General features: G+C 44.8%; 33 protein-coding genes. 24 read left to right on the forward strand and 9 right to left on the reverse strand.

Annotated features, from left to right (window positions below; all coding sequences use genetic code 11):
* Positions 1-59 precede the first annotated feature (59 nt).
* Genes FBB35_RS22145 through FBB35_RS22160 form a run of 4 tightly spaced genes read left to right on the forward strand, consistent with a single transcriptional unit; the run spans position 60 to position 2,672 of the window.
* On the forward strand, positions 60-848 hold the full coding sequence (locus FBB35_RS22145) for a hypothetical protein (protein WP_174711429.1): 789 nt from the start codon (positions 60-62) through the stop codon (positions 846-848).
* Positions 835-1,866, forward strand: coding sequence for a DUF6464 family protein (locus FBB35_RS35870; protein WP_174707966.1), 1,032 nt, complete (start codon positions 835-837; stop codon positions 1,864-1,866). Before FBB35_RS22145 ends, FBB35_RS35870 begins: the two co-directional genes overlap by 14 nt.
* Positions 1,853-2,260 (forward strand): DUF6464 family protein, encoded by a 408-nt coding sequence (locus tag FBB35_RS35875; RefSeq protein WP_174707967.1) that lies wholly within the window; start codon positions 1,853-1,855, stop codon positions 2,258-2,260. The genes FBB35_RS35870 and FBB35_RS35875 overlap by 14 nt, the downstream gene beginning before the upstream one ends.
* A complete protein-coding gene (locus FBB35_RS22160; protein WP_174711430.1) occupies positions 2,247-2,672 on the forward strand; it encodes a hypothetical protein in 426 nt (141 codons plus the stop codon). Before FBB35_RS35875 ends, FBB35_RS22160 begins: the two co-directional genes overlap by 14 nt.
* Here the strand turns inward: FBB35_RS22160 and FBB35_RS22165 are convergent.
* The 3 genes from FBB35_RS22165 to FBB35_RS22175 all read right to left on the reverse strand — a co-directional run bounded on the left by FBB35_RS22165 (position 2,650) and on the right by FBB35_RS22175 (position 4,124).
* Complete coding sequence (locus FBB35_RS22165) at positions 2,650-2,895, reverse strand: hypothetical protein (protein WP_174711431.1); 246 nt, start codon at positions 2,893-2,895, stop codon at positions 2,650-2,652. The genes FBB35_RS22160 and FBB35_RS22165 overlap by 23 nt on opposite strands.
* Positions 2,892-3,746: a tyrosine-type recombinase/integrase gene (locus FBB35_RS22170; protein WP_174711432.1), complete on the reverse strand. Its 855-nt coding sequence runs from the start codon at positions 3,744-3,746 to the stop codon at positions 2,892-2,894. The genes FBB35_RS22165 and FBB35_RS22170 overlap by 4 nt, the downstream gene beginning before the upstream one ends.
* Positions 3,747-3,821: 75 nt before the next feature.
* A complete protein-coding gene (locus FBB35_RS22175) occupies positions 3,822-4,124 on the reverse strand; it encodes an HU family DNA-binding protein (protein ID WP_174711433.1) in 303 nt (100 codons plus the stop codon).
* A 93-nt stretch (positions 4,125-4,217) separates the two neighbouring features.
* On the opposite strand from FBB35_RS22175, the gene FBB35_RS22180 reads away from it, so the two are divergent.
* Entirely contained in the window at positions 4,218-5,090 is an 873-nt protein-coding gene (locus FBB35_RS22180; RefSeq protein WP_174711434.1) for a hypothetical protein, read from the forward strand.
* Positions 5,091-5,203: 113 nt separating this feature from the next.
* Here FBB35_RS22180 and FBB35_RS22185 read toward each other — a convergent pair whose 3' ends face one another.
* Entirely contained in the window at positions 5,204-5,476 is a 273-nt protein-coding gene (locus tag FBB35_RS22185; protein WP_174711435.1) for a hypothetical protein, read from the reverse strand.
* 117 nt (positions 5,477-5,593) lie between these two features.
* On the opposite strand from FBB35_RS22185, the gene FBB35_RS22190 reads away from it, so the two are divergent.
* The 4 genes from FBB35_RS22190 to FBB35_RS22205 are packed head-to-tail and all read left to right on the forward strand — an operon-like array spanning position 5,594 to position 7,916.
* The gene (locus tag FBB35_RS22190; protein ID WP_174711436.1) at positions 5,594-7,012 is read left to right on the forward strand and encodes a DUF4055 domain-containing protein; all 1,419 of its coding nucleotides are present in this window, start codon (positions 5,594-5,596) and stop codon (positions 7,010-7,012) included.
* Positions 7,009-7,239, forward strand: coding sequence for a hypothetical protein (locus FBB35_RS22195; RefSeq protein ID WP_174711437.1), 231 nt, complete (start codon positions 7,009-7,011; stop codon positions 7,237-7,239). Before FBB35_RS22190 ends, FBB35_RS22195 begins: the two co-directional genes overlap by 4 nt.
* Complete coding sequence (locus tag FBB35_RS22200) at positions 7,196-7,345, forward strand: hypothetical protein (RefSeq protein WP_174711438.1); 150 nt, start codon at positions 7,196-7,198, stop codon at positions 7,343-7,345. Before FBB35_RS22195 ends, FBB35_RS22200 begins: the two co-directional genes overlap by 44 nt.
* Entirely contained in the window at positions 7,314-7,916 is a 603-nt protein-coding gene (locus FBB35_RS22205) for a hypothetical protein (RefSeq protein ID WP_174711439.1), read from the forward strand. The genes FBB35_RS22200 and FBB35_RS22205 overlap by 32 nt, the downstream gene beginning before the upstream one ends.
* On the opposite strand, the gene FBB35_RS22210 is transcribed toward FBB35_RS22205, so the two are convergent.
* On the reverse strand, positions 7,846-8,217 hold the full coding sequence (locus tag FBB35_RS22210) for a hypothetical protein (protein ID WP_174711440.1): 372 nt from the start codon (positions 8,215-8,217) through the stop codon (positions 7,846-7,848). The genes FBB35_RS22205 and FBB35_RS22210 overlap by 71 nt on opposite strands.
* Before the next feature lie 37 nt (positions 8,218-8,254).
* Between FBB35_RS22210 and FBB35_RS22215 the strand changes: the two genes are divergently transcribed.
* The 5 genes from FBB35_RS22215 (at position 8,255) to FBB35_RS22235 (ending at position 10,899) form a co-directional block, all read left to right on the forward strand.
* A complete protein-coding gene (locus tag FBB35_RS22215; protein ID WP_174711441.1) occupies positions 8,255-8,725 on the forward strand; it encodes a hypothetical protein in 471 nt (156 codons plus the stop codon).
* A 6-nt stretch (positions 8,726-8,731) separates the two neighbouring features.
* Positions 8,732-9,016: a hypothetical protein gene (locus tag FBB35_RS22220; protein WP_174711442.1), complete on the forward strand. Its 285-nt coding sequence runs from the start codon at positions 8,732-8,734 to the stop codon at positions 9,014-9,016.
* Positions 9,013-9,315, forward strand: coding sequence for a hypothetical protein (locus FBB35_RS22225; protein ID WP_174711443.1), 303 nt, complete (start codon positions 9,013-9,015; stop codon positions 9,313-9,315). The genes FBB35_RS22220 and FBB35_RS22225 overlap by 4 nt, the downstream gene beginning before the upstream one ends.
* A gap of 82 nt (positions 9,316-9,397) precedes the next feature.
* On the forward strand, positions 9,398-10,201 hold the full coding sequence (locus tag FBB35_RS22230) for a hypothetical protein (RefSeq protein ID WP_174711444.1): 804 nt from the start codon (positions 9,398-9,400) through the stop codon (positions 10,199-10,201).
* The gene (locus tag FBB35_RS22235; protein ID WP_174711445.1) at positions 10,201-10,899 is read left to right on the forward strand and encodes a hypothetical protein; all 699 of its coding nucleotides are present in this window, start codon (positions 10,201-10,203) and stop codon (positions 10,897-10,899) included. The genes FBB35_RS22230 and FBB35_RS22235 overlap by 1 nt, the downstream gene beginning before the upstream one ends.
* A 3-nt stretch (positions 10,900-10,902) precedes the next feature.
* Here the strand turns inward: FBB35_RS22235 and FBB35_RS22240 are convergent, their stop codons facing one another.
* Positions 10,903-11,457, reverse strand: a complete 555-nt coding sequence (locus FBB35_RS22240; RefSeq protein WP_174711446.1) for a hypothetical protein — start codon at positions 11,455-11,457, stop codon at positions 10,903-10,905.
* Between the two features lie 23 nt (positions 11,458-11,480).
* Between FBB35_RS22240 and FBB35_RS22245 the strand changes: the two genes are divergently transcribed.
* From FBB35_RS22245 to FBB35_RS22265, 5 genes are all read left to right on the forward strand, one after another.
* Positions 11,481-11,810: a hypothetical protein gene (locus FBB35_RS22245; RefSeq protein ID WP_174711447.1), complete on the forward strand. Its 330-nt coding sequence runs from the start codon at positions 11,481-11,483 to the stop codon at positions 11,808-11,810.
* Positions 11,811-11,813: 3 nt separating this feature from the next.
* Positions 11,814-12,227 (forward strand): hypothetical protein, encoded by a 414-nt coding sequence (locus FBB35_RS22250; RefSeq protein WP_174711448.1) that lies wholly within the window; start codon positions 11,814-11,816, stop codon positions 12,225-12,227.
* Between the two features lie 104 nt (positions 12,228-12,331).
* A complete protein-coding gene (locus tag FBB35_RS22255) occupies positions 12,332-12,721 on the forward strand; it encodes a hypothetical protein (protein ID WP_174711449.1) in 390 nt (129 codons plus the stop codon).
* Positions 12,718-13,059 (forward strand): helix-turn-helix domain-containing protein, encoded by a 342-nt coding sequence (locus tag FBB35_RS22260; protein WP_174711450.1) that lies wholly within the window; start codon positions 12,718-12,720, stop codon positions 13,057-13,059. The genes FBB35_RS22255 and FBB35_RS22260 overlap by 4 nt, the downstream gene beginning before the upstream one ends.
* 12 nt (positions 13,060-13,071) lie before the next feature.
* The gene (locus FBB35_RS22265) at positions 13,072-13,371 is read left to right on the forward strand and encodes a hypothetical protein (RefSeq protein WP_174711451.1); all 300 of its coding nucleotides are present in this window, start codon (positions 13,072-13,074) and stop codon (positions 13,369-13,371) included.
* A gap of 20 nt (positions 13,372-13,391) precedes the next feature.
* Here the strand turns inward: FBB35_RS22265 and FBB35_RS22270 are convergent, their stop codons facing one another.
* Positions 13,392-13,628: a hypothetical protein gene (locus tag FBB35_RS22270; protein WP_174711452.1), complete on the reverse strand. Its 237-nt coding sequence runs from the start codon at positions 13,626-13,628 to the stop codon at positions 13,392-13,394.
* 8 nt (positions 13,629-13,636) lie between these two features.
* Here FBB35_RS22270 and FBB35_RS22275 point away from each other — a divergent pair, with 8 nt between their 5' ends.
* From FBB35_RS22275 to FBB35_RS22295, 5 genes are all read left to right on the forward strand, one after another.
* Positions 13,637-14,059 carry a hypothetical protein gene (locus FBB35_RS22275; RefSeq protein ID WP_174711453.1) on the forward strand — a complete coding sequence of 141 codons (423 nt, stop codon included), beginning with the start codon at positions 13,637-13,639 and terminating at the stop codon, positions 14,057-14,059.
* Positions 14,060-14,085: 26 nt separating this feature from the next.
* Complete coding sequence (locus tag FBB35_RS22280; protein WP_174711454.1) at positions 14,086-14,784, forward strand: hypothetical protein; 699 nt, start codon at positions 14,086-14,088, stop codon at positions 14,782-14,784.
* A gap of 96 nt (positions 14,785-14,880) precedes the next feature.
* Positions 14,881-15,153: a hypothetical protein gene (locus FBB35_RS22285; protein WP_174711455.1), complete on the forward strand. Its 273-nt coding sequence runs from the start codon at positions 14,881-14,883 to the stop codon at positions 15,151-15,153.
* 1 nt (position 15,154) lies between these two features.
* Entirely contained in the window at positions 15,155-15,769 is a 615-nt protein-coding gene (locus tag FBB35_RS22290; protein WP_174711456.1) for a hypothetical protein, read from the forward strand.
* A 364-nt stretch (positions 15,770-16,133) separates the two neighbouring features.
* On the forward strand, positions 16,134-16,331 hold the full coding sequence (locus tag FBB35_RS22295) for a hypothetical protein (RefSeq protein WP_174711457.1): 198 nt from the start codon (positions 16,134-16,136) through the stop codon (positions 16,329-16,331).
* Between the two features lie 72 nt (positions 16,332-16,403).
* Here the strand turns inward: FBB35_RS22295 and FBB35_RS22300 are convergent, their stop codons facing one another.
* Both FBB35_RS22300 and FBB35_RS22305 read right to left on the reverse strand, forming a co-directional pair.
* A complete protein-coding gene (locus tag FBB35_RS22300) occupies positions 16,404-16,658 on the reverse strand; it encodes a hypothetical protein (protein WP_174711458.1) in 255 nt (84 codons plus the stop codon).
* Between the two features lie 202 nt (positions 16,659-16,860).
* Complete coding sequence (locus FBB35_RS22305) at positions 16,861-17,715, reverse strand: pentapeptide repeat-containing protein (protein WP_174711459.1); 855 nt, start codon at positions 17,713-17,715, stop codon at positions 16,861-16,863.
* Between the last annotated feature and the right edge of the window lie 170 nt (positions 17,716-17,885).

Consider the following 17,885-nt stretch of genomic DNA (forward strand, 5'->3'; position numbering starts at 1 on the left):
GAATTCCCTACTGAGTAGCGATCGCAACCTTTTTGTCTGATTTGTCCAACGATTTTTTTATGAGTAATTTTCCCCCAGAACGCATTGAGGATGCCCTAAAATTTTGCTGTTGTTCACCCTATCGTGACCGACAAATTTGTATTTATGCCGGGGGAGGTAGTAACAGCCAGCATGATATGTATTGGGCTTATGCGATTTATGATGAGGCTGGCGATCGCACTAATTACGAATACTTGCCAAAAACCTGCCTGGATGTTGACGACGGACTGAGATTCTGTGAGGAGCTAATCGACAAATGGGATGCGCCTATAACCTACGAAGATGTGAGGTTGTGGCGTGATATCTGCGGGTACTTGAATCACCGGAAGTCTCCCACTGATTCACACTATATAAAGCTTAGAATCCCAGGATGCGGCTACCTTGTAGGATACGATCGCACCCACAGACAAAAACTTTGGGATAAATACAAAATCCAGTTGATCGTTTATGAAAAATTTTCCAGCAAGTATGAGGGCTGGAGTTTGAAGGGCAATTGGGAGGATAAGATTGACTTCCTAGAGAAAGTCTATATTTTGGAGCGCGATGCCGATACTCTGTCTCGTCCTTGGTTGGACAAATGGGAGAGAAAACAGCAAGCCAAAAAGTATCAGGAATTGGTAAGCGCTTTGAAGGTAATAGAGCGAAGCTTAGAAAATATTAATCAGTGTCAAAGTTGGACACAAGCAGGGATATTTGATTACTTTTCAGGAGAAGCTTACACGCTCAAAGAATTAATTGAGCATCTCGGCTATCGTTGTAGGGAAGCTAGGGGTTTGTTACCAGAACTATTAAGAAATGAACCAGATTGAGAGCATTTTAGAATTTGCACCGAACTGCGATTTGCGTCTGTGGACTGATGGGACGGATGAAATTGATACGGGCGACATCAAGCGCTTAATTAAAGCCGTAGTCGAGCAGCTTGATTTGCAATTCAGAGTTAACGCATATCATGACCAAGAATGCCAGAACTGGACGATTAATTTTGATTTTGGACGACACGCCCCCAGTAGGCAGCATAGAGTAAGACATTTTATAAGCATCGAAGACCTTGAACGCTTTAGAGAAAATAGGCTGTTTAATTGTGTAGTCAGTGAAATTTGCGAATACATCAGAAGATCCATCCCGAATGATGCGAACGATGACGGTCAAAACTGGGTTATCGTCATGTGGAGAGATGAGCATTTTGCAAAAATTCACCAGAGAGGGAAAAGGTCAGTTAATTTGATTCTGCATGAGGTAATGCAGGATGGGGACTTAATCAGCAACCACGCAACAGTAACAATTAGGGCGCGGATTCCATCTGATGCTGTCAGAAGAGGTGACAGTGTAGAAATTGGTGGAATGTTGCTGCAAGGCAAATTACTGGGATGGGTCGAAGATGGTCAACAAGGCTGGTTTCTGTTTTCTCCTAACACTCAGCAGGTGAACACCTCCCGTAGTTGGGCGGATGAACCCCGTATCACTTTCACCACCCGCCCAAGAATTAACAGACTGGCTTCCTTTGAGCGAATTAGCCAGATGATTGAGCAAGGGCAAATTGAACTGCCCGGAGGTGGATTTTTCGACCGATGGCTAGAGCCACTGCCATATTTGGAACGCTCAATCGAGCTTCCCGGTCTACGAAGAAGAGAAGGAGCAATTGTCTCGGAAGAAAATCGCTCCTCATTTGGACGCTTATTAGACAGATACGACGACATCCACGCAGGTAGTGAATATGAGGGGCTTGGGCTGCGGACTTGCAAATATAATGCAGGATCAAGAATGTTACGCTGTGCGGTGAACCCGTGCGGCCCGTGTGAAGGATGCACACATTATGAAAAACTTTGATTGGTTCACGATGATTGGAATGTTAGTGATCGCTGCGACCAACATTTTAATGATTGCCCAAGGCGGCTGGTGGTTTGTCTTCGGGCTGATATTTACTGCTCTTTGGATATGGGCAACGGTTCATGAGCGCAGAATGTATCAAAAAGTCATGGACATGGATGCTTTGAGTCGGGCTGAAACTACCGATATACAAGCAATGTCGGAGGTTTTTCGGAGGTTAGCAAGGACTGGAATTAGTTCTGCTGAACTCTGTGACGCTTTGAATAATGCTTGTCGGGAGCCGCAATTTATCGGTGATGTGACTTGCAAGTGGAATGCGCGATCGCCCTACATTCGGTGTGCTATAAATCCCAGTGGGGAGTGCCAGGGATGTAAGGATTATGAGAAGCTTTGACGGATATCGCCACAGAGAAGCATTCTGCCTGATGAAATACGCTGCTGAGGATGGCAGTGAGGTTGAGTGGATCTGGAACTCACGCGACGGTGTGACACCATTTTGTGTGAGTAACCGCGCTGGGGATAAAATGCTGAAACACGTTGACTGGCATTTAGACCGCCGCCTTTTTAACTACCAACCACTAGCGTGTGAGCGTATCTTTGTTAGCTTGTCGCCCGAAAGAGCAAGACAGAGGGCACAGCAGCAAGTAGAGCATTTTTGGGATAGGGATGATTGCGCTCATATCCGCGAAATGTATGGCACAAAGGAGAATGCGATCGAGGGCTTTATCGCCGATTCCAGAGTAGGCGAAGCTCCCGATTTGGTGGAGATTGGTAGCTTGGAACCTACCAACGATAATTCAATTTAGCTTCCTTGCAAACCCCAAACAAACGCACCGCCTCTTCCTCGCCAATCTTTATCCCACAGTCTGCCACTACATCCAAACTTTGATTAACACTGCCTTTGTAGGCAGCCCAATCATCGCAATTACCAATTCGGGCTACATAGAGGCGATCGCCATTGTACGCGTAGAGTCGGTTTCTGGGCTGAAGGTCAGCAACAGTTGCACGGGATACGTTGATGTAGTTCATAGTCCGAGGTAGTTGCTACTGGAATCCTCTGGATTGCTCTCTAAATATACATTTGTGACACTAATATTACTGTGTCCTAAAGAGTCCCGCAACAAGTCAATGCGTGCGCCGCCAGCATAAGCGTGCTGTGCGTGCGCGTGCCTCAGCCAATGGCAAGAAACCTCCGACTTGACCCCAGATGCAGCCGCAGCTTGCTTGATTATCCGGTGTGCTGTCGTCCGTTCTATGGCGTTGCCTCTAACTGAGACAAATAAGGGCGAACTTTCATCGGCATTACCTCGCAACTCTTCTATCTCTGCCCAGATTGTTGCTGGTACTAATACCGTCCGCGTTTTGTCACCTTTCCCCAAAATAGTTACTTGAACTTCCCCACTGTCACGTTCATAAAAATCACTCCACAAGAGTTGGCATATCTCGCTTACCCGCATCCCAGTGGCATAAAGTAGCCTCAAAAAGCAATAATCGCGCAAATTCACATTTTGACGCTTGGCGGTCAGCTTCAAAACTTCTTTCTTTTTGAGAATCCGACCAGCTAGCGAGTTGCTAGCTTTGGGTATTTTCAGAGCCGCCGCTACATTGAAGCGAACATAGTTTAATTTGGCGGCAAAACTGTAGAGCGACTTTACGACATTTAACTTGCGGCGCTTGGTACTTAATTTAATGCCTTTCTCGTCCAGGTAATTGGAGTAGCCTTGCAAATCTTCTAAATTGCACTCTGCCAGTCCTTTGGCTACAAACCTAAAAAATGCTTGTACGTCGCGGCGGTATTCTTTTTGGGTAGAGATGGGCCGGCCGTGCAACCACATCTCAATGAGTTTTTGGTCAGTCGAGACGCGGGAAATGGAACTCATGAAGACCTTGAAATATCACGGTTTTAGAGTTCCAAACACTTTATGCTGCAAAATTCATGTTTTGTTGCATACTCCCTAAGCCGCAACCTTCGCAGATTCAGAGACACCAGCAACTTTCTCCTTAAAAGCTTTACCCGCCGAAAACCCAGGCACTCTGGTTGCTGGAATCTCCATCTTCTCATTGGTTTTGGGATTTCTGCCCTCACGGGCTGCTCTGTCGCGCCGCTCAAAGCTTCCAAACCCCACCAATGTCACCTTCTCGCCACTGGAGACAGCTTCAATAATCGCTTCCAGGGTGGCAGTCAAAACCGCATCGGCTTGCTTTTTGGTAACGCCAACCTTGTCGGCCAGAGCATCCACCAATTCACCTTTATTCATAAAAAATACCTCAAAGCACCAGAACATAAGGAACTCTAACACTGATGCCTCTTGACAGGGAAGGGGGAAAAGGAACAGAAACTAGGCAATTTTATGAATATTAACAATGGACAGCTGCTTTCACTTTTGTTCGATCAGCCGAAGCTGGCAAAAGCGCTAAACCAAGCGATACCCTACATTTCAGTATTTAGAGGAAAGACTACTTTAAATCTAAGATGCGCCTCGTTTGCGACACTTTCCACGCTGCTGGAATATCGCCAAGAAATCTTCGGAAAAATAAATCCACTTCTAGGCTATGAAATATGTTTAGAATGTGAAGAAACTGGAGATAATAATATGGTTGCAACAGCAGAAAGAATCACCGAGACTCGCAGCGCCACGGAAAGATTTTTAAGCTTAGAAACTTTAGCAAAAGCTACATCAAAATCGCCCCAAGAAGTGAAGATGCTGCTAGGACGGGCTAAAGAAGTAATTCACCCAACGGAACATGGAGCGGAGATGATCACCGAAACCGCCTTTGATAGCGTGGTTCTCGAATGGGCGCGTTCATTCAAAGACGACATAACCCCTGCTACAACAACAGCAGAATCTCCCAGCAAAACAAAATCTTCCCGCAGTCCTGCGACAAAGCTATTAAGCCAAAGACTAGTCCCTGATGACATCGCTAAAACCAAGGGTGGAAAGTCAGTCGGTTCTGCCAATTTGACAGTTAAGGGAATTCAAATAACTCTTGAAAACTTTTTCAACAAGGTGCGCCTAGACGATACGACCATTGTTGATGCGGTTTCCGCCTTCATTGAAGGTACAAGCGAATTTGGAATGGCACTTAGAAAAGAGCTACTAGCAGTCTACAAACGCTCATTCAAGGGTTTAGATATGACGGAAGTGGAAACAAAGCTTATCGCTGGAGCTAAAGCTTACCTGGAAAAATCAAACGCCCCTGAAACAGCAGAAGTTCAAGGTTAATATTCGGGGTTAATATTATAGATGCGATCGCTTCACCCTACAAAATGCGTATTGTGGGCGGACAGGGCGATCGCTTCAATATTTTGTATAATTTGAATGCGATCGCCTCTCGACTAAATTAGGTTGCTCGTAGAGATGTAGACATCTCCAAGAACAAGCGTCCAAGACGTGGGGAAAGCATCTGTAACCCCTCTCGACCAAACCGATTCCGGTCGCGGCAGTTGCAAAAAGTTGGCCGCATCCTTGGGATTTTCCCAATCAAAGTAAGCGGCGTTCCGGCTTGAGGTGATCGCTTTTGACAGAGTGGTAGAAATAGTAAATACACGAACGCGAGTTACCCTTACGGGTTCGGCAGATGCTCCACTGGGGAGACCCCAAGACCGCACTGCCTCACCACGCGCTATCGTTCCTACACTATCTGGAAAGTAGGAAGTGCAGGTGCAATTCCTGCCTCTGTCTTTAGGGAATTTTGGCTACGTACACTCCCCAAAGTGATGTAGCTCTTGCCTCCTACTAATTCCAACAACCTACCATCAACCCTGTCTGGTGCAGCTGCTGCCTACTCTAGAAATCTGCTGCTATTGCTTGATTGCTGGAATGGGCTAGAGGACAGAGAAAGGGTTTACCTTCCCAAGGAAGTCAAGGAACCGCCCCAGGCGTGGGTGGATCGCGTCAAGCGCACGACTTTTGACAATCGCTTTGAGCCTGCAATTAAAGACTATGCCGGACTTCTAAGCGTTTTCAGCCTAAACGACGATACCGCCCCAAGCATCGAGGCAAATAAAAATAACATCGACTTGATGGGCAATGACCTCTGGACATTTTTCAACGAGGTCGATCAATACTGCCTCCGTGATGGCTGGTGCGGGGTTATGGTTGAATACCCAACTGAAGATCCCACTATTGCATCACAGTCGGATTTATTGGCAAGCGATCGCCGCCCATACTTGGTATTAATCGATCGTCGCGACATTATCAACTGGCGGACTACCAAGTTAAACGGCAAACCAACTCTGGCGCAATTAACCATCCGCGAAACGCGATGTGAGCCGGATGGCGACTATGGGGAAAAGGAAGCGACTTACTACCGAGTCTTGCTACCAGGTGAATATTTCGTTTATCAGATTGTTGAGGTTCAGAACCAAAAGCAACTAATAGAAGTTGACCACGGCTTCACAAGTCTCTTAGAAATTCCCCTAGTCTACTACTCTGTCACCGAATCACAGCTATTTGCAGCCAAAGCACCATTCCTGAATCTCGCAAAACTCAATATCGAGTATTACCAGAAGCGCAGTCAGTTAAATGAAGTACTGCGGAAATGTAACTTGCCTGTGCCGGTGCGGAAGGGATTAATAAAGACGGTAGATGACATAAAAAAAGTCCCCCCTCTGGTGATTGGCCCCAACTCGGTGCTGGACATCCCTACGGACGGGGACTTTTTCTTTGCCGAACCAAGCGGGGTGGCGATCGCCGCCTCCAAAGACGACCTCAAAGACTTAGAAGCGGCGATGGATAGGATGACGCTGGACTTTTTGACCAGTGGTGAACACCAAAAGACCGCCACAGAAGTAATTTTGGACTCCACCAAAACCAGCGCCAACCTCAAAGGCGTAGCCCGCCGGAAAGAGAGCGCACTACAACAAATATTTAAATTTTGGGTAGCTTACACCGGGGAGACTGAGGGCGGCGGCATCACTCAAGATGAATCCCTGCTTTCAGCACCGCTTACACCAGAGCAGGTAGATAAATTGCAAAATTTGGCAGACTCTGGGCGGATAAGCGATCGCACCTTATTGATGCTCTTGCAAATGGGTAAAGTCTTGCCACGGCAATTTGACATTGATGCCGAGGTGAAACTGACTGAAATTGCCAATCCAGAAAATTTACCACAGGGTAGTGACGACCCTGTGCTTGCACCATGATTTACAAGCTGGTTTCCCCAGAAAATGAAATTGTGGAGTTCAAGAGTGTTACCCATTTCTGCCGCGAACGGGGATTAAATGTTGCCAATATCTACAACGTTTTACGTGGTACAGGCAAGGTTTGCCACGGCTGGCGGCTTGTAGATCCTTCAAAACCTTATGCAATTAGACGCTTTAGGAAAAATGAAAACCCTTGGACAACCCCTAACCCTAGCCCAACTGCTTGACCTCGCCACCGTCCGCCAATCCGATGTAGATGAAATGGTCAAGCGATCGCAACCTCATGAAAAACTTTTCATAAATGCCCTACCAATTCGACAGCCAAAGCCATAGATATCGAGATACGGAGACAGGGCGCTTTGTCAAGGTCGCTGATGTCACCAAGTTGATTGACCAAGAGGTAAACCGTCTAGAAGTGCGATTGAAGGGTCACGCACGGCTTTTGGCTCAAGGCAAAATTGATACCGGCGAATTCCAAACCCGGATGGCGTTGACTTTGAAGGAATCGCACCTGCGGAACGCGGCGATAGGTGCAGGAGGAACAAAACAATTGACTCCCACACATTATGGCAAGGTGGGGGCGCAACTCAAGAAGCAGTACAAATATCTTCATGGTTTTGGGCAGGATTTAGCAGATGGGAAACTCACGCCAGAACAGGCGATTAGACGCGCTGGAAGTTATGCCAAGAGTGCTAAAACATCATTTTTTGAAGCCGAATTCACCAGTCGGGGCAAAGTTGGATTTTATGCCAAGCGCTTACTGGATGCTCAGTCTCGCCATTGTGCATCATGTATTAGTTATCAGAGGTTGACCTGGACACTGATTCAAAATGTCATTCCGCCTGGGGTGGATTGTGAGTGTGGGGGGCGGTGTCGATGTCGGCTGGTTTATCGTTCGCTGTAGTGCGTAGCTTATTTTCTAGCTGAACTGCTAAAACTTTTATTTGCCGAGCTTGTTCAATGACAGAAAATTCAGGTGTACTCACACCAATTTCCTGCCTAACGATTTCTCTCCATACCTCTAATATCTCTTCTACAACATCATCAGGGATATGTCGCCATTCAAATTTGAGGCTACGGCGATCGCAAATATCGCTTTCAATTGCGGCTACAATTCTGTCTTCTACTGTCAATAAAGCCCTATCAACATATTTCTTTGTGTAATTTCTTGTTATCTCTGCTGACTGCCTTGGCGTGTAACTCATATTGGAATCCTTGATAAATATTACAAATACTTCTTTTATGCCATTCACTCTAGAACAAAGATACCAAATCCTCACCGCCCTCAATGAAGCGCTGCTACGCACCGACCAAATGCGATCGCAATACGCCGATGCACCAAATGACTTCTACCGATTTGATGCCACACTAACCCCAACCGAATACCAGAAAAACCGCCCAGCACCACTGCTATTTCAAAAGGATGATATCTGGCAGAGGTTAGACAGAATTGAAGCTGAATCGGAATTTTTAGTGCAGCAAGTGATGTTTGTTATGAATCTTTTCAGAAGCGTTGAATTAGCGATACATCAGGAGCGATCGTCTGTTAATTCAGCCCTTAAAAAAGCTGATGTTTTGGAATGGGAGACTGGCTCAAGAAGTGCCGGAATGTTTGCTCAAAGGGATGACTTGATTGAAAAACTACGCTATCAATTGGGTTTACCGCCATCACCAGACCCAATGGGTGGCGGAGGGATGTTATTGAGGAGTTAGGAAGACATGGAAAGATTTACCACACAACATCAAAATGCTAAGAAGGCTTTAGTACTAAGCATCATTGAAGCGTTTAGAGCCTTTCGGCTTAATCCTACTCAAGCTCATTCAGTAATAGATGAGGTCAAACAGCTTTTAGAAAACCCTAGCGCAGAAGATGTAGATAACACGGAAGTTATTGGCAAAGAAGTTATTTTGAGAATATTTGTGGAACCAACTGCTTTTATAGAAGTTGGATCGGAAGTTACAACTAGAATCGTTCCGGTCATTCCAAAATCAGTTAAATTATGATGCTTCATCTTTCTACTGCCAAATACTTAAGTCTAATTTCATGGAAAACTTATATCAATCCTGGGCAAGGGATAGCAGGTGACGGTAATACTCCTTCTGAATCAATCAGAGATTGGCTGAATAATTTTGAAACCTATCTGAAAAATTACGAATCTGGAGAAATGAGCTTGAGTAAACTCTGTGAGAATCTAGGAGTTTCTTTAGACACAGGTAAGCAAATACTTCAGGCTGAAAATATAGCGCTTGATTTGGGAGTTTCAAATGAGGCAGACCTAGAAGAAGATATTAAAAATGCTTGATTCTTGAAAAGTTTTTCAGGATGCTCAAAAACTCCTAAAAAAGGGAATCATAGCCCTTGATGTAATGCTAAAAAATTAACTCATGTCAGGCTCTTTAAGCGATTTTTGCGAAGCCCAGCTATTAAATCAGCTATTCGGTGGCGTACCCTACGGCACACCCAACATATTATACTTCGGTTACATGGTAGGCGTAGCTAGTGAAACTGGCCCTGGCGCTGAACCAAATTCAGGTGGCTATGCTCGGATCGCCGTCACCAACAACACCACAAACTTTACTGTCACTGCTAACCAAATTAAGTCCAACGCCACAGAAATTCAGTTTGCTGAGGCAACCAGCAATCATGGATTAGTACAAGCGATCGGCGTTTGGGATTCCCCGACTTCTGGCAATATGCTGGTGTACTTCCCCTTGAGTAGCCCCATTAACATCACTGTGGGCGATGCAATGCGGATTCCAGTTGGCTCTCTCACGGTGCAGTTTGCATCTGGGGGATTGAGCAACTACGTGAAAAATGCCTTGCTTAACCAACTTTTTGGTAATGTACCTTTCAATGTGATTACCGCGCTGTATGCCGCCTACGCTACCAGCAGCCCTACAGATGCCCTAGCTGGCACAGAACCCAGTGGCAATGGATATGCCCGTGTTGGAGTTACCAACAATACCAACAACTTCCCCATTGCAACAGTTGGCAGCAAGGTAAACGCCTTAGATATTAACTTTGCGGAGGCTACAGGCTCTCAAGGCACAGTTACTCACGTGCAACTATTTGATGCAACAAGCGGCGGTAACTACCTCGGCAGATACGCGCTAACTGCCACTCAAGTAATAAGCGCAGGTACGATTCCTGCTATCCCTGCCAATACCCTTACCCTCACTCTTGACTAATGGCACAGCTAAATTTTCCAAGTGGTGCGATCGCCTCCACCACCACTGCTGACATCAGTGCCATTAAAATCCGCAAGAATCTGGGTAGACCTGGGGTAATCGCCGCCACTACAGTCGCCAGCGTGGGGGCATTGGGTAAAAAACGCTCTGTGAAACCCGATCCAATCGCCTTCACTTGTGGCTTATCTGGCACACTCAAGCGGAAGTTGAAGTTTCCACCTGGGGTGATCACGTCTACTACCAATTCTCAAGTCAAGTTCTTTCTCAATGTCTCCCCCGCAGCGCCTCCTAAAGGTTCGTTGTACAGGGCTGACTTGAGTACTCTGTTGCAACCTGGGTCAAGCGCACCTGCGTTCAGTGGTTCAAGGCTGGTGAAGGGAGACTTAACGCCTCTGTCATTCAAGATTCAGGGTCAAAAGCTTGATGGCTTGAATGCCGAATTTACCACCAAGCGCAAAGACGATCCGCTTGCCGCGCCAATTGTCAAATCGGGATCTGCTGTTCATCAAAGCGATCCGGCGGTGGATGGTCAAACCAAAATTGAAACTGTGATGGGTAGCTTTGCACTAGATCCTGGCGACACAGAGAGTTTCCCTGACTCAGAAGTGGAATTGAGTTACACACTCAAATTCAGTGATGGTTTGGGGAGAGTTTATACTGTGGCATCGGGCAACTTCACTGTCTATTCTGCGGGGTAAACTTCATAACCTAAATAAAGCTTCAACAGAATAGCGTTCTTTATAGACTCGATATTCATTGATTACCGCTTGAATTTCACCTTCAGTCATGTTTAGTTCTTTACCAAACTTAAACCAGAAAGCATCAAACCTAGCTGCTTCTGATGCTTGTAACAAAACTGCTGCATGGTTTCTAGCTTCATCTAAATGGAGGGTAGTTTTAAATTCTTGATAATCAATTTGTATTAGTGGTTTTTGTGTATTAAATCCAAAAATCGCGTTGACATCAACAGGCAATGGTTGCCGTTTTTCTCTTACTAATTTTAATACTGCAACTGCCATTTGTACGTCTTTGCTAGGCTTGCCAAAACCTTTGGGTATGTCTGGAGCTAATGCTTTAAACAATGCCCCTTCCGATTCAGCGTATGCAGCAGCATTGATAATGGCGATCGCTTTTTGTGTGGCTGCTGTTGAGGTTATGAGAAGTTTTTTACCGTTGAACTCTATTTTCACCAATGGCTCAAAAGTTTCTGGGTCAAGATAGGATTCAACCTCTAAAAATTCTAGCTCTTGATTCATTGTTTATTAACTGAGGTTAATGTATGACACTTTCTTCAGATCAAATCACAATTATTAACCAAAATTGGACAAATGATGATGGCACACATGATGGTGGAGTTGCAACTGGCGTAGGCTTCACAATATCGTGGCAAAGAGGCCCTATTAATGTTGCTGGAAGAAACGGGGCTTTTTTGATTGAGGTTATGGAAGCTTGTCACTGTCAATTAGAATATTTTCAAAATTCTGGTTATTCTTGCGAAGAAAATACCGAAGCTTTGGAGTATTTGGATAAGGCAATTCAAAGCCTCAAGTCGCGCAGAACTCGCAGGGAGTCTGAAGGAACTTTTGGGACTCACCAACCGGATCGATAAATAATGTCCTCACCCTTTTCTGGTTTTGAAAACACCATCCTCACTTTTCAAGTTGCCGATCGCACTTACACAATCAACGCTGTCGGCAACCGATCGCTTAACTACCAACCCCTGATAATCAAAGCAGTCTTAAAGCCCACGACGGACACCAGCACAGTCAACCGTTATGCCAATGAAATCCAGCAATTTGCTGGCGCTGATGGTCATGCCACGCTGCTAGAAGGGTATTTAGTGGAACCTCAAGCTTACCCTCAAGGGATTGAATTTTTGGCAGAAGCAGATATTGAAATTGTGGTGGTAATTGGAAAGCCAGAAACAGGGAGATTTAAGCTACTACCCGTGGTGCAATCCCCTTATGTGGTGGCGATGGGGATTGATGCGATTACACCAATTCGGGGGATATTTAGGAGGAATTGATATGAAGCAACGCCGACATCATAACAACAAAGGTCTAAGCCAAACAAAGAAAGGTCGCACTACGGATAAAGTAAAAGCGATCGCTCGTCGATTAAATATCAAATATGGGTAAAATCAATATCGACTTAAGCAAATTAAATTCAGTTATCAACAAAGCCTTTGATGTGGCAGTTGAAGCACAAGCAGAGGCATTTCAAAACGCGATCGTCTCCGATATCTGGGAATGGCCCCGCGAAACTCTCCGCCAAAATTCTGATGTGGTGTCGTCTCCCCGCGATATTTACGATACAGGAGAACTCTATGATTCACTGGTAATCAGCCGTACTACTAACGCCGCAGAGTACACTTGGGAGGCTGATTATGCTGCGATCGTCCATGATGGAGCAACTACCAAAAGCTGTACTGAACTACCTGCTAGGCCCTGGACAAAGGTAGGATTAGAAGAGTGTAATGCTTCAGTTATTATGCAGCAGCAACTCAACAAATATCTGTGAAATATCAACTCGATCTAGAGCGACTATCAAGCCTGGCTGGTAAAAAATGCGGGACAAAGGGCTTGCGTGAGGTAAGCAATGAAATTGGTATTAGCCCATCTACGCTTTCGCGCCTCCTGAGAGAGCAACACGTCCCTGACATGGAAACTTTTACAGCACTTTGTAATTGGCTAGACGTGCCGCCATCTACATTTTTTAGAGGTGCTGAAATTAGTAACCCTTTGTCTGTGCCAGAGGCGATCGCCCTCCAACTACGATCAGACAAAAATCTTGATCCAGCTACTGCCAACGTTTTGGCTATTCTTATCAAAGCTGCATATCGTGAACTTGAAAAGTGAAAATGTTACGTTATGAATTCACAAGATTTTTTAGCATCAGGGTATATGCGATACAAGAACACTGGCTTTCGCAAAGCCGAATTCTTGCTCCAAAAACGAATTTATGATGTTATTGGCACAAAATACTTTATTAATATCTATGCTTGCGACTTACAAGGCAAAGAAGTGCTTGACTCAGAGGTACAATTTACAAAAAATCTCAAGCTTTATTGCATAACCGTTTCTAAGTTCCAATCAGCAGAAGAAATCGAAAAGATATTTGAGGATTTATGGGAGCGGATGTGCTTCGACTATCAAGAGCGCACCTCCTGAAAAATTATTCATCAGCTGATTTAGTAGGCTTCAGTTTGCGCGTCCGAGGCTACATAGAAAAGCGGAAGCACCCCAAGTCTTAAGTCTTCCGAAACAGCGTAAACGGCAATATCTCCACATTTGTTACCCCAAATTGTTCTCGCTTCTTTTAAAGCCGCTTCCTCAGAAAGTGCAATAAAATCACTGAACCAATAAGGGAACTTTGGGTGATGAAATTGAATTGTGTACTTTTTCAAATTTCTCCACTTTAATTTCATAACAGCACATGATTGATATCCTTATTTTACGCAATGATGTATTACTAATATTAGAAAACTTACTAGGAACTTACACATTTCCCGATCGCACCACAGCCCCATCGATCGCCTGTCTCCCCGACCCCGATAAAGGCTGGAATTATCCTGAGAATGGTACTAAAGTTTCAGGATTGGAAGTAGTAATCAAGCAGCCATATCCTGATGTGAGTGCGAATATTGGAGGCGATCGCACTTACACAAATACCTGGGAAATTCACCTCAAGCAGTGGGATACAAATAAAAGTTTGGTGGAAGTTGTTGGGCTATTGAGTGGAGATTTACCTGCCAATTATCTAATAGAAAGAGTTAGCCCAATGCCAGCTTCTGATAAGTTGCTAACTGTCGAGCAATGCAAGATTTTTATTACAGATTGGCAAGTGAGGGAACCCTGACTCCGGTTTAATCTCCGGAGATCAGAATGTCTAAAACTTTTCAAGTTGGTGCGGGTAATAAAGTAAAGCTATATGTAGCCTTGCTTCCCTTGGGCGATCGCACCGAACCGACTGACGTAACAGTAACCGCTAGCGGTGGCATTACTAGTGCTGCAACCAGCGTCACTGTAACTGCCTTGGATGGTCCCATTGCAGGCGGCACACCTTTAACTTTTGACAATGGCACAACAAAGCTTACTGTTTACTTGAGCAAGGATGCCAAAGAAGGCGATACCAGTTTGCACATTGAAGCTATCACTGCTGCGTTAACAGGCAGTTCTACGGCTGAATACGTGGCTAAATTGCGGCTACTTGGTGGTACTCAGTTGAGCGCAAAAATTAACAGCGATCGGGCTGATGTGTTGGTTTTTGAAGACCCACTTGGTTACAAAGATGGCGCAATCACTGGGCAATCCTGGGAACTGCCTTGGACTGCAAATTTACTTTCCGATGATGAAGCTTTCCGTCGTGTCTTTTACGCCGCAAGCAACGCTGTTTCAGGGCGTGAGGTTTACGTTTGGCAGCAAGATCCACCACCCGCAGGCTATGCGGTGGGCGATGGCCTGAAGGGTGCTGCTGTGGTAATGAATCTGGACAAGTCACTCACCAGTACAGCGATCTGCACAGTTACATTTTCCCTAATGGGTCAGGGATCGCCAACAATCACCAGATATTCTTTGACCTAATTGCTTGAACATACACATACATATTGAGAGCGCTCCTGCCCTACAGTGGCGCTTTTTGTTTGGGAATTTTGAGAGAGTACACCACTTGCCAAAACAATGGCGATCGCTCCCCCCAAAAATGACTCCCGCCTCGGCAAAGGATACTCTTATCTATTTGCGCTTTTTTTGACAGCTTTAATTGGGAGCCAGTCGATAGATGTCTCCTTCAAAATCAATAACTCTGGAGAGTTTAAATTTGCGATCGCCTCACGTGAATTAAACCCCCAGGTCTTCTATCCCTGCGTCGTATTGATTGCTGGAATTTTGGGATTGCCAACTGATGCGATCGCATTAGCTGTGGGGCATTTCCTTACAAAGGGGCGAGAGTAATGTGGCAGATAGCTGGCTCGTCAAGCTCCAACACTGGATTAAACAATTATTCAGACCCAAGAAAAAACCCCGCACTTACCCAAAAATTATCAAGCGGTGGGATGGAACAGATTGCAGTGTACTCAGAATTGAGCGCGACACCTCAGGAGAAAAAGCAACCTATCGCATCGTTTCCGTCCACGGACAATGCGATTACCTCATCACGCTTGATTATCTCCGAGAGTTGCATACAGAGTTGGTTGGGACTTTCCAAGGAACCCCTATCCGCATCTCAACGATGGAGTATCAACGCAACTCTGTACTCACGCATCGCTTTGCGGTCTGGCGCGTCTGGCGTAATGGTGTTAGCGATCCTCTTGGTATTTGGGACGTTGACCTTGAAGGCAACAGTCAGCGTGGAGCCAACTTCGCAGAACTCGCATCACGTAATGCAGTTAAGATGGTGGCGTTGAGTGCGCTTGTGTTGGGTCATGTGCCACAAATCCCCTTTTTACACTGGGAAGCACAGATGGAGCGAATTGATTGGCTTGCCCTACTGGAAGAAAAGATTAGGGAGCAATTATCTAATGATTTACACAACCTGAGAGCTTGTGCGATTTTGCAGGATGGTTTGTGAAAAGTTTTTCATAAAGTGTGATCGCTGCTTTGATCAACTAATTCATAAAGCAGCGATCGCACTTTTTCTTGCCAACCTGGAATCGCTTGAATTTTTTCTAAAACAGATGGTTCAATTCTCAAACTCAGTTTTGCGTCTCTCGCCTCTGCTCTGTCTGTAGTAAATTTTCCTTGATTATTTCGTATTTTTTGCGATCGCTTGGCATCTGCTGCAAGTTGAAAATTTTCACCTTTTAGTTAGGAGTCATTATTTCAAGCTAGATTGGATGCAAGCAAGTCAATCACACGGATTTACTCGCACCCATCCTTTTGGGGAGATTAGATTTGTACGGTTGCTTTGCCTATAAATCCTATGACAAACGATTATGGCTAATTTTAACCGCGAAGTTATTTTCACCGGAAGCTCAACCCCAGAATTGTCTGAAGCACTGACTCGCCTTTCTGAGGCACATCAAATTCTTGTGTTGCACCAAGGAAGTTTTGCCTCTGAAGGTGAAAACCCTCTTGAGCATACAAAAAAGGCTATGGAACTGCTTCAAAATTTCTTGAAGCAGTCACGTTAGATCCATATTGAATTTTTAAAGCTTAAGCCAGCTACCTGCTGGCTTTTTTAGTAGCATTGTGCTTTGCGCTTATTACGAAAATCGAGTAGCACCCAACGCTTTGGAAAGTCCTGCTCGAAGATTTTCGGCTTCTTTCCCAGCAAAATCCTGAAACGCTAGGTAATGGCTTTCTTCATCTCCTGTTGATGCTTGGAAGTGGATTCTAACTCCGTTTAGTAGCTTGCCTGTTTTGTAGTCGGGAAAGTCTGCATCAAAATCAACGTAAGCGATCGCGTCAGTATTGATCAGAATCCTGTTGCCGTTTTTGTTATTGGCTTCAATGAACATTATTTTACAAGGTAACTTTACGCACATAGTCTACTCGCGATTTTTCTCATTTAGTACCTCAGCTCTTTTGAAAAAAGCGATTGCCTCATACTCATATTGGACAAGACAACCTAAGCCAACAAACCTCTCCTGAATAACTTTTCAGGAGAGGTTTGTTGTTTTCTTGATTGGGTTCTATTTAAGTTTGCAGATAAGACATTAACTAATCGCCTATGGTTTTTCTGATTAAAATCGCTACCAGCAAGCCAGTCATTAAATAACCAATTACAACCTCAACGGCTGCAAAAAATTTACCAGCAACAGACAGTGCCTGAATTTCACTACCAAACGAAGTGAATGCCATAATTGAGAAGTAGAGGCTATTCCAAAAACCAGGCTTACTTAGAGAGCCAGCAGAAAGCCAATATAACAGGCTAAACGAGACAACCATTGCCAGACAGCAAAAAACAAACCTGCTGAACGAGCGCCCGTAATCGCAGGTTAGATACAGAATTTTTGCCAGTATAGGATGCTTAGTTTTTAGGCTTTCGATTCTTTGCTGATTGGTTGCATACCCTTGCAATAGAGCAGATAAATTAAAATCTATACTTCTGAGACTAACCCCAGTGAAACTAGTTTTATTACTAAACTCTACGTTATCAATCAGCACATCTTTCATCTTGGCATAGTCAAAGCAAGCACCTTTGATGTTGGTTTCAGATAGCCAGGAATCTGTTAGATCCGCATTTTTAAAATTAGTATTTTCTAGATTTGCGCTATAGAAATCAATCTTACTCAAATTTGCTCTGGTTAAATTCTCTTTGAGTAGGGGTATTCCGCGAATATCTGTTTGCCCATAGTACTTACCAACCATTCGATCTAACACGTCTCGCTTGAAACCGTTTGCCTTCCAGCGTGTCAGAATATTTTGCCCTGCTGGAGTAAGCCATCTATTCCTGAGTTGCTCCTTACTCAGATTTACCATAGTTAGCAACTCTTGACTTCCCGTATCTAGGTCAATTCCGGGATTGATAAAAAATTCTGGGGTAATTTCTTGAGTCTGATTATGAGATTGCATGGATAAACTGGACTACCGCGCCACCTGTCAACCGTGCTAGGTTATCAAAACTCACTGCCAATTTTCACTATCCTGTGAGCAATCTTAATGCGATCGCAATCTGGATGTTTCGCCAACGGTCAAATCCCGTGCAGGTAATTAAGCATTTAGAAGATGCCGCAATGGAACTG

It is taken from the genome of Nostoc sp. TCL240-02, from assembly GCF_013343235.1.
Lineage (GTDB): Bacteria > Cyanobacteriota > Cyanobacteriia > Cyanobacteriales > Nostocaceae > Nostoc.

Coding starts and splice junctions, on each gene's coding strand:
- FBB35_RS22205 (WP_174711439.1), top strand. CDS start 7,314: ATGCCCTACCAATTCGACAGCCAAAGCCATAGATATCGAGATACGGAG.
- FBB35_RS22200 (WP_174711438.1), top strand. CDS start 7,196: ATGAAAACCCTTGGACAACCCCTAACCCTAGCCCAACTGCTTGACCTC.
- FBB35_RS22300 (WP_174711458.1), bottom strand. CDS start 16,658: ATGTTCATTGAAGCCAATAACAAAAACGGCAACAGGATTCTGATCAAT.
- FBB35_RS22275 (WP_174711453.1), top strand. CDS start 13,637: ATGATTGATATCCTTATTTTACGCAATGATGTATTACTAATATTAGAA.
- FBB35_RS22240 (WP_174711446.1), bottom strand. CDS start 11,457: ATGAATCAAGAGCTAGAATTTTTAGAGGTTGAATCCTATCTTGACCCA.
- FBB35_RS22170 (WP_174711432.1), bottom strand. CDS start 3,746: ATGAGTTCCATTTCCCGCGTCTCGACTGACCAAAAACTCATTGAGATG.
- FBB35_RS22295 (WP_174711457.1), top strand. CDS start 16,134: ATGGCTAATTTTAACCGCGAAGTTATTTTCACCGGAAGCTCAACCCCA.
- FBB35_RS22280 (WP_174711454.1), top strand. CDS start 14,086: ATGTCTAAAACTTTTCAAGTTGGTGCGGGTAATAAAGTAAAGCTATAT.
- FBB35_RS22305 (WP_174711459.1), bottom strand. CDS start 17,715: ATGCAATCTCATAATCAGACTCAAGAAATTACCCCAGAATTTTTTATC.
- FBB35_RS22195 (WP_174711437.1), top strand. CDS start 7,009: ATGATTTACAAGCTGGTTTCCCCAGAAAATGAAATTGTGGAGTTCAAG.
- FBB35_RS22215 (WP_174711441.1), top strand. CDS start 8,255: ATGCCATTCACTCTAGAACAAAGATACCAAATCCTCACCGCCCTCAAT.
- FBB35_RS22245 (WP_174711447.1), top strand. CDS start 11,481: ATGACACTTTCTTCAGATCAAATCACAATTATTAACCAAAATTGGACA.
- FBB35_RS22285 (WP_174711455.1), top strand. CDS start 14,881: ATGGCGATCGCTCCCCCCAAAAATGACTCCCGCCTCGGCAAAGGATAC.
- FBB35_RS22220 (WP_174711442.1), top strand. CDS start 8,732: ATGGAAAGATTTACCACACAACATCAAAATGCTAAGAAGGCTTTAGTA.
- FBB35_RS22270 (WP_174711452.1), bottom strand. CDS start 13,628: ATGAAATTAAAGTGGAGAAATTTGAAAAAGTACACAATTCAATTTCAT.
- FBB35_RS22160 (WP_174711430.1), top strand. CDS start 2,247: ATGAGAAGCTTTGACGGATATCGCCACAGAGAAGCATTCTGCCTGATG.
- FBB35_RS22265 (WP_174711451.1), top strand. CDS start 13,072: ATGAATTCACAAGATTTTTTAGCATCAGGGTATATGCGATACAAGAAC.
- FBB35_RS22250 (WP_174711448.1), top strand. CDS start 11,814: ATGTCCTCACCCTTTTCTGGTTTTGAAAACACCATCCTCACTTTTCAA.
- FBB35_RS22180 (WP_174711434.1), top strand. CDS start 4,218: ATGAATATTAACAATGGACAGCTGCTTTCACTTTTGTTCGATCAGCCG.
- FBB35_RS22210 (WP_174711440.1), bottom strand. CDS start 8,217: ATGAGTTACACGCCAAGGCAGTCAGCAGAGATAACAAGAAATTACACA.
- FBB35_RS35870 (WP_174707966.1), top strand. CDS start 835: ATGAACCAGATTGAGAGCATTTTAGAATTTGCACCGAACTGCGATTTG.
- FBB35_RS35875 (WP_174707967.1), top strand. CDS start 1,853: ATGAAAAACTTTGATTGGTTCACGATGATTGGAATGTTAGTGATCGCT.
- FBB35_RS22175 (WP_174711433.1), bottom strand. CDS start 4,124: ATGAATAAAGGTGAATTGGTGGATGCTCTGGCCGACAAGGTTGGCGTT.
- FBB35_RS22235 (WP_174711445.1), top strand. CDS start 10,201: ATGGCACAGCTAAATTTTCCAAGTGGTGCGATCGCCTCCACCACCACT.
- FBB35_RS22225 (WP_174711443.1), top strand. CDS start 9,013: ATGATGCTTCATCTTTCTACTGCCAAATACTTAAGTCTAATTTCATGG.
- FBB35_RS22255 (WP_174711449.1), top strand. CDS start 12,332: ATGGGTAAAATCAATATCGACTTAAGCAAATTAAATTCAGTTATCAAC.
- FBB35_RS22145 (WP_174711429.1), top strand. CDS start 60: ATGAGTAATTTTCCCCCAGAACGCATTGAGGATGCCCTAAAATTTTGC.
- FBB35_RS22230 (WP_174711444.1), top strand. CDS start 9,398: ATGTCAGGCTCTTTAAGCGATTTTTGCGAAGCCCAGCTATTAAATCAG.
- FBB35_RS22165 (WP_174711431.1), bottom strand. CDS start 2,895: ATGAACTACATCAACGTATCCCGTGCAACTGTTGCTGACCTTCAGCCC.